Consider the following 14244-nt stretch of genomic DNA (forward strand, 5'->3'; position numbering starts at 1 on the left):
AATATCACTCAACAGCTTACAATACCGTAGCTATTTTTTCTCCCATCTTAATTACTTTGTTTTCTAAATTTTCCTCTAATAGAATATTATCTTTTTCAAATAATAACACGACCGTAGAACCAAATTCAAAATACCCTAACTCATCTCCTTTTTTAACATAAATACTTTCATAAGTCGGAATAATTGAGTTTACATTTTGAGCACCTACAGGTATCAGTGTATAATTAATTTTTCCTGATAATTTATAAACCTGACGATAATTGTAACTTAATATATTATCCCCTAACTCTAATCCCAGCTTATTGACCGGATATGAATACTTTCCTAAACTATAAGCCTCTTTTACTTGGCTGTTAAGCGGGAAATGTATTCTATGATAATTCTTAGGACTTAGATAAATAATTATATATGTTCCACCTTTATACTTGTCAGCGAATTCTTTATCACCTACCAGCGTTTTTACATTATATACCTGATTTTTAACAATAAATGTACTATTTTCAGAAATATGACCTACTTCTGAAATCACACCATCTGTCGGACTAACGAAACTATCTTCTTTTTTGTCGATAGGTCTGGCATTTGGGTGTAATTTTCTTATGAAAAATTCATTCAAATTTCTAAAATCATCTAATTCATCTAAAATTTCATCAGTATCAATATCATATACCTTCGCAAAAGGTTGTATCATTAATCTACTTAAATTCGATTTTGTCAATTTTTTTAAAGCCTTTGAGCTTAATTCTCCATTTGTCAACTCTACACACAGTTGAAATATCTTCTTTTTTACCATGGCAATCTCCTTACAAATATCACTCTATATTTTACTATAAAATCGCTATTTATTCAATATTTTGGCTGTTATCTACCTAGTAACTTACAAAAATTACATTTAAGTCTATTTTCTTTTTTAGTGGTGATTTATTTTTTATTTTTTATATTTTATTTTTTATTTTTTTAAAAAGTAAACCGTTCTCATCACTTTTAATTTAGCAATTCTTTAAATTATATTTTTAAAATAAATTATTATATATTATTGATTTTTTGTATATAAATATTGTATAATAAGAATACAGATTGGTGTATAAGGGAGGGAAACGACATGACACTTAATAATAAAGTTAAAGAAAACATTATATTAACCACTGTCCAAAACGTTTGAACTAAGGGCTACTCTCTGACAAGTGTTCAGGATATAATTAAAAAAGCAAAAGCCCCTAAAGGAAGCGTATATTATTATTTCCCAAAAGGAAAGGATGAAATCTACTTAGAAGCTTTGGATAAAATAAGTTATAATGTTAAAAAGGAATTTAAAACTATTTCTCCAAAAGAGAAAACTTTGGAAGAATATTTAACTGCGATTTTTGATTTATTTATTTCAAAAGGTAAGGCATGTAAACGAAGTGGTTTTTCTTTAACGCTATTAGCATTAGAAACTGCAGAACTTTCACCTGTAATTGCTGAAAAATGTAGTGACATACTTGAAAATTGGAGATTGCTTCTTGCCGATGCTCTTTTTGATAAAAATATCGCAGAAGAATTATGTAATCCTATTAGCGAATGGCTTTTCACCAGTATTCAAGGTGCTATTTCAGCACATAGAATCCATAAAGATGAAGCATTTTTATACAATATAAAATCTTCTATTAAATTTATTACGGCTGCCAGTCCTGAAATGCTTAAAGAGATATTCACTAAGGTGGATGAAGAAGAAAATGTTGCATAATAAAAAACTGAAATTTAGATCTATAACATAATAATCCTCTAAATTTCAGTTTTTTTATTTTATAGTATTTATCATCTGAACTGTAAGTGCATTAACTTTTTGACTTAAAAATTTTTTTATTGCCGGATCTATCTCTAATCTATTCAATGCAATTTCAAAATCCTCAAACCAATACTTCGCTTCATTTATTGAGATTGGCAAATTTATATGCTTTTTCTTTAAATTTGGTGTATTAAAAATAGAATGTCCCGGTTCTCCAAGAAATAACCTAAAAAATTTTTTTTGCTCTACCTTTATTCTATCAAAACCATTAGAAAATAAAACATTAATTCTATCATCATTTGGAATAATATCATCATACATATAACTTACTAACAGGTCAATATTTCTTTCTCCTATTTGATTGTATAAATTCATGCCTATCTCCAACTTTCTTAATATATCCTTATATATATTAAACATCATAATAACCGTTTTTTCAAACAATATGCAACTATATTATTACAAATATTAACTACTTAAGTAAAATTAAGAACCGGAGTTATCTTAAAAGCTAAAAACTTTAATAGAATTCGTTTATTAGTAGTTGTCCGCAGTATTAATTAATTTGGCAATCCGCTTTAAATACTTTTCCAAAATTTAATGAACTGTGCAGAGGCGACTCTGCAAAATCGATTTTTAAGTCGCCTCCAATTTTTATTTCTATTTTAATAATTTTTTAAATTCCTCTACTCTGTCCAATCTTTCCCAAGTAAAGTCCTCATCATCACGTCCAAAGTGGCCATAAGCGGCAGTTTTTTTGAAAATTGGTCTTCTTAAATCTAATGTTTCAATTATACCGTTTGGTGTCAACTTGAATTCTTTTTTTATGGTTTTAACAATCTCTCCCTCATCAACTTTTGAAGTTCCGAATGTTTCTACGAAAATTGATACCGGATTAGCAACACCAATAGCGTACGCCAATTGAACTTCAATTTTATCGCAGACCCCACTTGCTACAATATTTTTAGCAATATAACGTGCCATATATGCTCCGGAACGATCAACTTTCGTTGCATCTTTACCGCTAAATGCACCTCCACCATGTCGAGAAAAACCGCCATATGTATCAACGATTATTTTTCTTCCTGTTAAACCGGCATCTCCTACCGGTCCTCCTATTACAAAACGACCTGTTGGATTAATAAAATATTTCGTATTCTCATCTAACAATTCTCTATCTAAACATGGTTCTACTACATATTTTTTAATATCAGCATGAATTTGTTTTTGAGGTATTTCTTTATCGTGCTGAGCCGATACTACTATAGTATCAATTCTTTTTACTTTATGATTAATGTCATATTCTACTGTAACTTGAACTTTTCCATCAGGTCCTAGATAAGATAAAGTTCCATCTTTTCTAACATCTGCCAATTGTTTTGACAATTTATGACTTAGATAAATAGGTAATGGCATATAAGAATCTGTTTCATTAGTTGCAAAACCGAACATTAAACCTTGATCTCCTGCACCTACCTCTTTTACTTCAGATGATTCTTTAGTTTCTAAAGAATTATCAACTCCAAGTGCAATATCGGGTGATTGTTTATCAAGTCCTATAAGAACCGAAATATGATCTCCTGAATAGCCATTTCTCGGATCATTATATCCTATTTCATTTATAGTATTCCTTACTATTTGTTGAAAATCTATATTAGCCGTTGTTGATATTTCTCCAACGAGAACTGCTAAACCGGTGTTAACACAAGTTTCACACGCCACTCTTCCGTATGGATCTTGTTTTAAAATCTCATCTAAAATTGCGTCAGATATTTGATCTGCAATTTTATCCGGATGCCCCTCTGTTACTGATTCTGATGTAAATAAATATGTTTTACTCATTTTTTTATCTCCTAAATATTTTATTTCTGATACTAATATAAAACTATCTCATTTATCCTTATAATAAAAATAACCCCTCGCCTTGAAACGAGGGGTCTTCATATCTCATCGTTCAAAGTTAACTTTGCTAAGGAAAGCACCTTAATCAATCGACTAGGTTGCCGGAGTTCATCGGGCCTCATCCCTCACTCACTCTTGATAAGTATTTATATTGCTCCGTCAGTATATCAAAATTAATTATGTTTGTCAAATAATATCCATTATTGAAAAATAATTTTAACTAACATCATTTCTTGCTCCGAGAATGTTTATAGCATTTTCTATTCTATCTTTGGTTGGCGGATTAATATCATCTAATTCATATTTTATTCCAAGTTCTTTATATTTAAACTTCGCCATATCATGATAAGGTAATACCTCAACACGTTCTACACCATGCAATGTATCAATATATTCACGTAATTTTTGTAAATAATAATCGTCATCTGTCCATTTAGGTACAAGAACATGTCTTATCCACATTTTCGCTCCATTATCGCTAAGAAATTCAGCAAATTGAAGTATATTTTTGTTTGTTCTTTTTGTTAATTTTATATGATGTTCATCATCAATATGCTTTATATCCAATAAAAATAAATCAGTAAGAGATATTAGTTCCAAGACTTTTTTGTTCATACTTGGAGCATTTACATAAAATCCGCCACAGGTATCAACACAAGTATTAATACCTAACTCTTTTAATTTTCTAAATAACTCCAATATAAAGTCTATTTGTAATAATGATTCTCCTCCACTAACGGTTACTCCGCCCCCATTACTGGCTTCAAAGAAATCACGATATTTTACTATCTCTTTGGTTAATTGGCTCACTGTAACCACTTTTGCATCTGGATTATGCATTCTCCAAGTATCCGGATTATGGCAATATTTACATCTTAACATACAACCTTGGAAAAATACTACATATCTAATCCCCGGCCCATCAACGTTACCGAACGACTCAACAGAATGTATATTAGCAGTTAGCTCATTAGTTTCTTCTACTGGTGCTAAATTTGTCAATTTCATAGCTTGCCTCCTCCTTTACTAATATTTTATTCATATAATCATTATATATTATCTTATAATTATATGTAAATCTATTTGTTTATTTGTAACATAAAAAAGTGGGGGCTAAAAGCCCCCTACCTTTCCTGTCTTTTTTACTTTTATTACATGAATTGGTGCATTGTACGACTTAATACGTCACGTTGTTGTTCCGGAGTTAAACTGATTAAACGTACAGCGTATCCTGATACACGAATTGTGAAGTTTGGATAATCTTCTGGTGATTCAATAACTTTAAGTAAAGTTTCTTTGTTAAATACGTTAGTATTTAAGTGGTAACCACCTTTTTTGAAGTATCCGTCCATCATTGCTGTTAAGTTTTTGATTTGATCTTGTTTTGTTTTACCTAATGAATTTGGAGTGAATGCCGCTGTTAAGCTGATTCCATCACGGCTGTATTCATATGGTAATTTAGCTACTGAGCTTAAGCAAGCTAACGCACCACTTTGGTCACGTCCGTTCATTGGGTTAGCACCTGGTGAGAACGGTTCTCCTGCACGACGTCCATCCGGAGTGTTACCAGTTTTTTTACCGTAAACTACGTTAGAAGTAATTGTTAAGATAGATGTTGTAGTTTCATCTGCACGGTAAGTTGGGTGTTTTTTCAATTTAGTCATAAATGTTTTTAATAACTCAACCGCTATGTCATCAGCACGATCATCGTTGTTACCGAATGTTGGGAATTCACCTTCAATTTTGTAATCAACTGCTAATCCTGTTTCATCTTCAATTGGAGTTACTTTAGCATATTTAATAGCTGATAAGCTGTCTACCGCTACTGAGAATCCTGCAATACCGGTTGCCATGAAACGTCTAACGTTAGTATCGTGTAATGCCATTTCTAAACTTTCATAAGAATATTTATCATGCATGTAGTGAATTACGTTTAATGTGTTGATGTATAATTTACATAACCAATCCATAAATCCACCGAATTTTTCCCATACTTCATCGTAGTTTAATACACCACGTAGCGGTTCTGTTTTTGGCCCTACTTGGATTCCAAGTTTTTCATCACGACCACCGTTGATTGTGTATAATAATGCTTTTGCTAAGTTAGCACGAGCACCGAAGAATTGCATATCTTTACCTGTAGTCATACCACTTACACAACAAGCGATAGATTTATCACAAGTTCCTAGGAAGTCCGCTAATAATTCATCACTTTCATATTGAATAGCACTGTGGTTGATTGAAGATTCAGCACAGAATTCTTTAAATCCGGTTGGTAATTTACTAGACCAAAGAATAGTCAAGTTTGGTTCCGGAGAGTTACCCATATTATCTAATGTATGGATGAAACGGAAGTCAGTTTTTGTTACTAATGATCTTTCAGCATCTAACATTTCACCTACGATTAAAGTAGCCCAGATTGGATCTCCAGAGAATAATTGGTTGTATTCCGGAGTACGAGCGAATTTAACGCAACGTAATTTAAGAACTAAGTGGTCAATTAACTCTTGAGCACCTTCTTCAGTAAGTGTTCCGTCTTGTAAATCTCTTTCAATATAAATATCTAAGAATGTAGCAATGTTACCGATACTCATCGCAGCACCGTTTTGTTGTTTAATAGCTGCCAAATATCCGAAGTATAACCATTGAACTGCTTCTTGAGCATTTGTTGCCGGTTTTGAAATATCAAATCCATAAATGTTAGCTAATCCTTTTAATTCGCCTAAAGCACGAATTTGATCACTCACTTCTTCACGATCACGGATAACATGTTCAGTCATTACTCCGTCAGCACCGATTTTTGTTAAATCTTCTTTTTTCCATTCGATTAATTGATCAACACCATATAAAGCAACACGACGATAGTCACCGATGATACGTCCACGACCGTAAGCATCAGGAAGTCCGGTAATAACACCAGATTTTCTTACTAAACGCATTTCCGGAGTATATGCATCAAATACACCTTGGTTGTGTGTTTTACGGTAGTCAGTAAAGATTTTAATAACTTCTTTATCTACTTCATAACCATATGCTTTACAGCTGTTAACTGCCATGTTAATACCACCGAATGTCATTAAAGCACGTTTTAACGGTTTATCAGTTTGCAATCCTACTATTTTTTCTAAATCTTTTTCTATATATCCAGGTCCATGTGAAAGGATTGTTGAAGGAATACTAGTATCCATGTCCAATGTTCCACCGGCAATACGTTCTTGACGCATCAAATCATTGAATTTTTCTACTAAAGTTTTAGTAGCTTCAGTAGGCCCAGCTAAGAATGAAGCATCTCCTCTGTATTCTGTATAGTTAGATTTAATAAAATCCACTAAATCTATTTCTGTTTGCCATTTACCACCAACGAAAGCTTTTTTTTCTGCAATTGTTGTCATATATATTTCACTCCTTAAAATTTTATAATAAATGTGTGATAAATAAATTTATAATTAAACTATTTGTTACACTTTTAGTTTACATCAACTATATGGATAATACAACATTATTTTTTTTGAAATTGTGTATAAACTGTGAACTCCAGTTATACTACACTACTTCTCTGTTACAATATTTTACCTGTTATATGATAAAATATTTGTATTAAATATTATGAAATTTAATAGAAAATAAATGAAATAGTAAAGAAAACGTAAAAAATTAATATTACAATCATTGCTTGAAAATTTATCATTTTTTTATAACTGTTATTATACTGTTTCACTTTTTAAATGATAAAATCTCGAAAACAATTCCTTTTTTAGCTGAAAAATATCTAAAATAAAATTCTCTTCTACACTAAATGATAATCGTTATTACTTAGAATATCTTCTATTAATATATGGTATTAAATCTCCATATCCTTCTTCTTCCATATCTTCTTTTTTAATAAATTTTAATGCTGCACTATTAATGCAATATCTCAATCCTCCCAATTCTTTCGGTCCGTCGGTAAATACATGTCCCAAATGCGAATCTCCTATTCTGCTTCTAACCTCTATTCTCTCCATTAGATGAGAATTATCTTTATAATACTTTGCAACATCTACGCTAAACGGCTTAGAAAAACTTGGCCATCCACAACCGGAATGAAATTTATCTTCCGAAGAAAAAAGCGGTTCTCCTGTTGTAATATCAACATAAATTCCTTCTTCGAATTTATCACAATATTCCCCTGTATAAGGGCTTTCTGTTGAATTTTCCATCGTTACGGCATATTGTTCTTGTGTTAATTCTTTCTTCAAAAGTTCTTTTTCTTTTTTCTTATACTTAGTTTTATCTATTAATGGTTCAGATGCTAAGTTCGGATTTATATGACAATAACCGTTCGGATTTTTTTTCAAATAGTCTTGATGATATTCTTCCGCTTTTATATAATTTTTTAAAACTTCCAATTCTACTGCCAATGCTTGATGATATTCGTCTTCTTTTTCTTTATATACCTTCTCTATTTCTTTTAAATCTTCTTCATCGGTATAATAAATCCCTGTACGATACTGTGTTCCTACATCGTTTCCTTGTTTATTAACACTTAACGGATCTATTATTCTAAAATAATGTAATAAGATTTCTCTTAAACTAATTTTATCAATATCATATTTAATACAAATAGTTTCAGCATGATTGGTTTGTTTTAACAATTTATATTCTGCTACTTCTGAATTTCCATTAGCATATCCAACGGTTGTTTCTACCACACCGTCTAATCTTGAAAAATATTCTTCTACTCCCCAAAAACAACCGCCTGCTAAATATATTTCTTTTATATTACTCATCTTTTCACCCTCTTATTATTTTTATAATTTTATTATAGATTTTCCATATGCAGTATACTATTTATTCTGCCAGATATTCTTTCAATTTTTTAATTATATCATGACCGTCTTTTTTACCCAGTTCATAAATATGTTGAAGTTTATCTATATCTTTTTCCAATCTCTTTATTGTAATGGCTTCACTCGGTCTTATGACAAATATTTCATTGTTTTTTTCCAGTTCTATTATCTTCTCTACAGTATTATTATAATTTTTATATCTATTTTCTAGTTTATCTACCAATCTTGGATACTTACCGTAAAACAACCTGTACAATAAACCGTTACTCTGTTTCTTACGATAATCTATTGATCTTGTTAAAATAACTATTATTTTATCAAAGTTTTGTTTTTTAAAAAATTCTACCGGAATACTGTCAGCTATCCCTCCGTCTAAATATTTTTTCCCATTTTCTTCTATTATCTCCGAAATAAATGGTAATGCAGATGTAGCCCTTAATATTTCCATTTGTTTAAAAACATCTGTGATTTTAATATATTCCGCTTCTCCTGTTTCTATATTGGTAACTGTTGCAAAAAAATTAATTTCTGAATTTTTAAAAACTCTATTATCAAATTCATCTAATTGAAACGGAATTCTATAGTAGGTAAAATCTTTATTTATCAAATTTCCGGTTTTCAGCAGGCTTAATACACTCATATATCTTTTATCATTAACATATTTTTTATTATATCTCCACGCTCGTCCTTTTTGCTTTGAAACAAAATTGACACCGAACAACGTTCCTGCTGAAACACCAATAACATCAGTTACTTTTATATTACTCTCTAAAAATACATCTAACACCCCTGCAGTGTAAAGACCTCTCATACCTCCACCTTCTAAAACTAATCCTATTTTCATAACTACAACCTCCATACCTTTCACAATCTTTTACTTTTATCTTCTACTATGTTACTATTTTATAAAATGAACTTGAAATATAATTAATATTTTCACGAGGTATTTGCTTATGAATATACTTTTAATCGGTGGTAGCGGTTTTGTCGGAAAATCCCTAAGTTATGAGTTAATAAAACATGATCATTTTGTTTCTTATCTCTCACGTACCGCAAATAACACTCAACTTCCTTGGATATGTGCCAATATTTTTTCCATCAATACCCTTAATCTCAAAAACTATAATTTTGATATTGCTATTCATCTTATAGGTACTATAAAAAATAAAAATCAGTATAGCAAAATAAATACATTAAGTGTTAAAAAATCTATTGAACTTTGTGAAAAATCCAATATTAAAAAATTAGTTTTTATATCTGCTCAAGGTGGATTTAAAAGTTATTTAAACAGTAAACTGGAAGCAGAAAAACTTATTATTAATTCAGGATTGGATTACCTTATCGTAAAACCCGGTTTAATGTATGGGAAAAACCGATTATCTTCTTATCTAAATGTCATACCTATCAAAATTTTTTCAACTTTAGGAATTAAATTCTTCAAAAATGTTTATCCTCTCCCTGTAGAAACTATTGCTAGAAAAATCGTTTCTAATCTGGAATTAAATTGTACTTTTTTGACGTTAGATAACTTAAAAAATTGATTATTAATAAAAATTTGGCATACATTTTAAAGTTAAGCTATTGATATATTACATTTGTCATATTTTTATATGACTTCTCCTACTGAAAAATTATATTTTTTCTATGATATAATGTAACTACAAAATAACAAGAGGTAATAAAAATGGATAATAAAAAAATTATTTCAGTAAAAAATATAACTAAAACCATTAAATCTAATAATATTCTAAAAAATATTTCATTTGATGTTTATGAAGGTGATTACCTAGCATTGATAGGACCTAACGGAGCGGGTAAAACCACATTAATGAATTGTCTTTTGGGTAATAAATTTATCAATTCAGGTAATATTACAATTAACGGTCTAAAGCCTACAAATTTGGAATTAAAAAGATATGTTAATGCGCTAAGACAAGAGAATAAAATTCCCAATAAATTAAAAGTAAAAGAATTAATTAACTTTGTTCAAAGTATTTATCCTGAACATCTTAATATCGAAGAAATAGATAAAATTCTTTGCTTTGATGATAACCAAAAAGAAAATCTCGCATCAAAATTATCTGGAGGGCAAAGAAGATTATTGTCTTTTGTATTAACTTTAATCGGAAAACCTAAAATAATTTTCCTAGACGAACCGACAGCCGGTATGGATACTTCTACACGTGTTCGTTTTTGGGAAATCGTTAATGACTTAAAAAAGCAAGGAGCAACGATTATCTACTCTTCCCATTACATTGAAGAAGTCGAACATACAGCAGACAGAATACTGGTTCTTCATAAAGGAGAACTAATACGTGATACCACACCGCACGCCATGCGCGCTGAAGATGTGGAAAAACTATTTACCCTTCCTGTTAAATATTTTGACTTATTAAAAAATTGTGAAAATATATACAGTCTAGAAGTTAAACTAGATAGTTTCAGTTTCCTTACTAAAGATGCAGATAACATCTGGAAATTATTAGAAAGAAACGGTTGTACTTTTAAAGATTTGGAAGTACAAAATAGAACTTTGTTAGATAGTATTTTTACTACTACTAAAGAAAATTAAGGAGTTATTATTATGAAAAATTTTTTAACATTATTAAAAATGGAATTTATTCTTACTAAACGAAACATATCAAATTTCACAATGGGTCTTGGATTTCCGGTTATATTCTTTATACTGTTTTCGGGAATGCAACAATTCGATGATCCGAGTGTTCAAACTCGTGTCATTAAAGATATGCTTATTTCTATGACAGCATTTAGCAGTATCAGTTTCGCTTTATTTTCTTTACCGCTATCTATTAGAGAAGATGAAACCAATAGTTACCTAAGTATTATTGATAATGCTCCAATTAAATTAGTTGAATACTATTTTGCTCGTTTTACCCGTCTTTTAGTAACTTTTATCATAGCAGTTATTGTTGTCTTTACGGTCGGTCATTTCTTACGTGATGTCAATATGAGTGCTAAAGAGTGGATAATGGCAGGAATTTTAATGGTTATAGGTAGTACAACTTTCTTAGGAATAGGTCTTATTCTTAGTTTAATTCAATCTACGGAAAAATTAAGTCTTTTGTCTAATATTTTATATTTAGGTTTAGCAATGCTAGGCGGTTTATGGTGGCCTACCTATCTTTTCCCGGAATGGTTACAAAATATTTCAAAAGTAACTCCAACCTATCATTTATTAAACTTTGTCAATAAATATATAAAAGAAGGTACCTTTTCTTTTAATTCCCTTGGCATTCTCTTAACCTATGGCGTTGGTTTTATTATTCTTACTTTAGTTATTAAAAGAAAAATGGAAATTAAATAATTGTTTAAAGTGTGTGAATAATTATCTAGTTTATTCACACACTTTATATTTTATGCTAAAATGTAAATAAAGTTTTTTAAATTCACTTTATCAACATCAAAATATAGTAGAAGGAGTTTTCTATGAAAAACTTAATTAAAAAATTGGCTAATTTCCCTTTTTATATTTCGTTAATATTTTTCGCCTTTCCTATTACATATGTATTAGATGGAAGTTATCCAAAATATACGTTATTGCTTACATTACCAGCTATAATTTGTTATATCTCCATGATTTATGCTAATAACAAGTATATTAGTTTTATTCTTTGGTTTTATCTATCCTGTTATATTATCTACATGACAATTTGGATTCATCCTATGAATATGCTATTTTCATTTTATCTTAGTAATCTGATAGTCTGGCATTTTAAAGATATTTCATTTCGTTCATATAGAATTACGAGCTTCTTTACTATATTGAACTTTTTAATAATAGCTATTCTTTTTGGGAACTACCGCATTCCTGAAAAATTTATTATGTCTTGTTTTTACGTTTTATGCTTAGCCACTTTTATTTTCCAACGCAAAGCATATTTTGATAAAAAACTTAAGGAAGAACATAGAAAACACAACGAACATATTAATATTTTATTAGCAGAAAATGAAAGAAATAGAATAAGTCGTGATTTACATGATAGTATAGGCCATGTTTTTGTTATGCTAAAACTTAAAGCCGAACTTGCAGAAAAACTTTTAATAAAAAATAAATTAGAAGAAGCACAAAATGAACTTCGTGAAATTATAGAAATCAGTACGAAATCTATGCACGAAACTCGTTCTATTATTAACAATCTAAAATATCGAACAATAAACGAAGAATTAAAAATTATTGAAGATATTACTTCGTTGGCAGAGATTAAATGTAAAATAGAAAATAATATTTATACCAAAGAACTTAGCAGTTGGACCACTACTACCACTACTATGATTTTAAAAGAGTTGATAAATAATATTATTAAACATAGCAATGCTGACAACTGCTCATTAATTCTTAATGAAAAACAAAATGATATAACCATTATTTCAACAGATAATGGAGTCGGTTTTAAAGAAATAACCGGAAATGAACTAAAATCTATTTATGAAAGAATTAAAATAGTAAATGGAACTATTACGATTATATCAAAAAATAATCCAACAAAAATTCAAGTAATTATACCGAAAAAATTATAAAATAATAGGGGGATTTTTTATGAAATTGCTTATTGCTGAAGATCAGAGTATGTTAAGAGATGCCATGACAAAATTATTATTAATGGAAGAAGACATAGAAAATGTTGTTCAAGCTGGTGACGGAAAAGAGGCTTTAAGCTACTTAAAAAATAACAATATTGATGTTGCAATTTTAGATATTGAAATGCCGAAAATGACAGGTTTGGACGTGTTGGAATGGATTAAAAAAAATAATATTCCCACCAAAGTTATTATAGTAACCACCTTCAAACGTAGCGGTTATTTTGAACGTGCCGTTAAAAATAATGTTGATGCCTATGTTCTTAAAGATCGCTCTATAGAAGAACTTATGCAAACTATCCATAATGTTCTAATAGGTAAAAAAGAGTACTCTCCTGAACTTATGGAAAATATTTTTTCAAATCATAACCCATTATCAAATCAAGAAATTATTTTATTAAAAAACATTAAAGAAGGTTTATCAAATAAGGAAATTGCTACCAATTTATTTTTATCGGAGGGTACTACCAGAAATTATATTTCTAATATCTTAGCAAAACTAAATTGTAAAAATAGAACGGAAGCTGTAAAAAAGGCAACTGAAGAGGGATGGATTTAAAATAATATCAACTGTCAAAGCCGAAAAAGAGAAAAGCTAAGCAACTTTGTACTGCTTAGCTTTTTTTTCTTATTTTCTCATGCCCCGTATTTGACATAGGGCCGATTTGTTACACTCCAAGATATTTAATATATATTTGACACGGATTCCATTCGTCCCATAAAGTCGGAAAACATTCCAATTCTTTATATCCCATCGCTATATAAAAATTATTGGTAATATCATATTCTTTGTAATGTCCCATCTGTACCGTTTTTACCTGTGAGTATGTGTAACCCAACTTCCTTGCCATAGTTTCGTATGCTTCATTAAGTACCGATCCGATACCCATTCGATGGAATTTCTTTTTTATGCCCATTACAAAAATATCTGCACAATCCTTGCTGGTTGCGTTTAATACAACAAAACCAACGGGCTTATCATTCATATAACAAGCGAGAAAAGGCTTGTCCTGTGAATCACGAATATAATCTTCCGTGCTTTCCGGCATGCCGAACCATTCCGGAAGGTCATATAATACTTCTCTCGATACTGCTTCCTTTTCCGGTTTATCTACAACTTCTTTTATTTTTATATCCATTTACGCC

General features: G+C 30.1%; 14 protein-coding genes, 1 pseudogene and 1 riboswitch. Of the genes and pseudogenes, 7 read left to right on the top strand and 8 right to left on the bottom strand.

Translation table 11 applies throughout. From position 1 onward, the window contains the following. Positions 1–16: 16 nt before the first annotated feature. Positions 17–793, bottom strand: a complete 777-nt coding sequence (locus tag BQ7358_RS03240) for a phosphatidylserine decarboxylase (RefSeq protein WP_062174294.1) — start codon at positions 791–793, stop codon at positions 17–19. Positions 794–1177: 384 nt separating this feature from the next. Between BQ7358_RS03240 and BQ7358_RS09280 the strand changes: the two are divergent. Together BQ7358_RS09280 and BQ7358_RS03250 are read left to right on the top strand one after the other, a co-directional pair. Further along, positions 1178–1264 (top strand): annotated as a pseudogene (locus tag BQ7358_RS09280) (TetR family transcriptional regulator); the annotation flags it as partial. Positions 1265–1276: 12 nt separating this feature from the next. Continuing rightward, on the top strand, positions 1277–1726 hold the full coding sequence (locus BQ7358_RS03250) for an LmrA/YxaF family transcription factor (RefSeq protein WP_234971564.1): 450 nt from the start codon (positions 1277–1279) through the stop codon (positions 1724–1726). Positions 1727–1780: 54 nt separating this feature from the next. On the opposite strand, the gene BQ7358_RS03255 is transcribed toward BQ7358_RS03250, so the two are convergent. The 6 genes from BQ7358_RS03255 to BQ7358_RS03280 all read right to left on the bottom strand — a co-directional run bounded on the left by BQ7358_RS03255 (position 1781) and on the right by BQ7358_RS03280 (position 9343). Continuing rightward, positions 1781–2143 (bottom strand): globin domain-containing protein, encoded by a 363-nt coding sequence (locus BQ7358_RS03255; RefSeq protein ID WP_062174295.1) that lies wholly within the window; start codon positions 2141–2143, stop codon positions 1781–1783. Between the two features lie 285 nt (positions 2144–2428). Next, the gene (gene metK, locus BQ7358_RS03260) at positions 2429–3610 is read right to left on the bottom strand and encodes a methionine adenosyltransferase (RefSeq protein ID WP_062174297.1); all 1182 of its coding nucleotides are present in this window, start codon (positions 3608–3610) and stop codon (positions 2429–2431) included. A 102-nt stretch (positions 3611–3712) separates the two neighbouring features. Next, positions 3713–3815, bottom strand: a riboswitch (SAM riboswitch). Positions 3816–3886: 71 nt separating this feature from the next. Then, positions 3887–4678 carry a pyruvate formate-lyase-activating protein gene (gene pflA / locus BQ7358_RS03265; protein ID WP_021753651.1) on the bottom strand — a complete coding sequence of 264 codons (792 nt, stop codon included), beginning with the start codon at positions 4676–4678 and terminating at the stop codon, positions 3887–3889. 143 nt (positions 4679–4821) lie between these two features. Continuing rightward, on the bottom strand, positions 4822–7062 hold the full coding sequence (gene pflB, locus BQ7358_RS03270; RefSeq protein ID WP_021753650.1) for a formate C-acetyltransferase: 2241 nt from the start codon (positions 7060–7062) through the stop codon (positions 4822–4824). A 417-nt stretch (positions 7063–7479) separates the two neighbouring features. After that, entirely contained in the window at positions 7480–8439 is a 960-nt protein-coding gene (msrB, locus tag BQ7358_RS08960) for a peptide-methionine (R)-S-oxide reductase MsrB (RefSeq protein ID WP_082729138.1), read from the bottom strand. Between the two features lie 61 nt (positions 8440–8500). After that, on the bottom strand, positions 8501–9343 hold the full coding sequence (locus BQ7358_RS03280; protein ID WP_072520213.1) for a patatin-like phospholipase family protein: 843 nt from the start codon (positions 9341–9343) through the stop codon (positions 8501–8503). Positions 9344–9452: 109 nt separating this feature from the next. Here BQ7358_RS03280 and BQ7358_RS03285 point away from each other — a divergent pair, with 109 nt between their 5' ends. From BQ7358_RS03285 to BQ7358_RS03305, 5 genes are all read left to right on the top strand, one after another. After that, positions 9453–10040, top strand: a complete 588-nt coding sequence (locus BQ7358_RS03285; RefSeq protein ID WP_062174304.1) for an NAD(P)H-binding protein — start codon at positions 9453–9455, stop codon at positions 10038–10040. Positions 10041–10183: 143 nt separating this feature from the next. Further along, entirely contained in the window at positions 10184–11071 is an 888-nt protein-coding gene (locus BQ7358_RS03290; protein ID WP_062174306.1) for an ABC transporter ATP-binding protein, read from the top strand. 12 nt (positions 11072–11083) lie between these two features. Beyond that, entirely contained in the window at positions 11084–11824 is a 741-nt protein-coding gene (locus tag BQ7358_RS03295; RefSeq protein ID WP_062174308.1) for an ABC transporter permease, read from the top strand. A gap of 122 nt (positions 11825–11946) precedes the next feature. Beyond that, positions 11947–13038, top strand: coding sequence for a sensor histidine kinase (locus tag BQ7358_RS03300; RefSeq protein WP_062174310.1), 1092 nt, complete (start codon positions 11947–11949; stop codon positions 13036–13038). Positions 13039–13057: 19 nt separating this feature from the next. Further along, positions 13058–13657, top strand: a complete 600-nt coding sequence (locus BQ7358_RS03305; RefSeq protein WP_062174312.1) for a response regulator transcription factor — start codon at positions 13058–13060, stop codon at positions 13655–13657. A gap of 109 nt (positions 13658–13766) precedes the next feature. Here the strand turns inward: BQ7358_RS03305 and BQ7358_RS03310 are convergent, their stop codons facing one another. Beyond that, positions 13767–14237 carry a GNAT family N-acetyltransferase gene (locus BQ7358_RS03310; RefSeq protein WP_062174314.1) on the bottom strand — a complete coding sequence of 157 codons (471 nt, stop codon included), beginning with the start codon at positions 14235–14237 and terminating at the stop codon, positions 13767–13769. Between the last annotated feature and the right edge of the window lie 7 nt (positions 14238–14244).

Origin of the sequence: Gemella massiliensis (assembly GCF_900120125.1) — a bacterium.
In the GTDB taxonomy this organism is placed as follows: domain Bacteria; phylum Bacillota; class Bacilli; order Staphylococcales; family Gemellaceae; genus Gemella; species Gemella massiliensis.

Bases quoted from the DNA above. Each gene is read 5' to 3' on its own strand.
- pflA (WP_021753651.1), bottom strand. From the start codon at position 4,678: ATGAAATTGACAAATTTAGCACCAGTAGAAGAAACTAATGAGCTAACT.
- msrB (WP_082729138.1), bottom strand. From the start codon at position 8,439: ATGAGTAATATAAAAGAAATATATTTAGCAGGCGGTTGTTTTTGGGGA.
- BQ7358_RS03290 (WP_062174306.1), top strand. From the start codon at position 10,184: ATGGATAATAAAAAAATTATTTCAGTAAAAAATATAACTAAAACCATT.
- metK (WP_062174297.1), bottom strand. From the start codon at position 3,610: ATGAGTAAAACATATTTATTTACATCAGAATCAGTAACAGAGGGGCAT.
- BQ7358_RS03285 (WP_062174304.1), top strand. From the start codon at position 9,453: ATGAATATACTTTTAATCGGTGGTAGCGGTTTTGTCGGAAAATCCCTA.
- BQ7358_RS03300 (WP_062174310.1), top strand. From the start codon at position 11,947: ATGAAAAACTTAATTAAAAAATTGGCTAATTTCCCTTTTTATATTTCG.
- BQ7358_RS03310 (WP_062174314.1), bottom strand. From the start codon at position 14,237: ATGGATATAAAAATAAAAGAAGTTGTAGATAAACCGGAAAAGGAAGCA.
- BQ7358_RS03255 (WP_062174295.1), bottom strand. From the start codon at position 2,143: ATGAATTTATACAATCAAATAGGAGAAAGAAATATTGACCTGTTAGTA.
- BQ7358_RS03295 (WP_062174308.1), top strand. From the start codon at position 11,084: ATGAAAAATTTTTTAACATTATTAAAAATGGAATTTATTCTTACTAAA.
- BQ7358_RS03305 (WP_062174312.1), top strand. From the start codon at position 13,058: ATGAAATTGCTTATTGCTGAAGATCAGAGTATGTTAAGAGATGCCATG.
- pflB (WP_021753650.1), bottom strand. From the start codon at position 7,062: ATGACAACAATTGCAGAAAAAAAAGCTTTCGTTGGTGGTAAATGGCAA.
- BQ7358_RS03280 (WP_072520213.1), bottom strand. From the start codon at position 9,343: ATGAAAATAGGATTAGTTTTAGAAGGTGGAGGTATGAGAGGTCTTTAC.
- BQ7358_RS03240 (WP_062174294.1), bottom strand. From the start codon at position 793: ATGGTAAAAAAGAAGATATTTCAACTGTGTGTAGAGTTGACAAATGGA.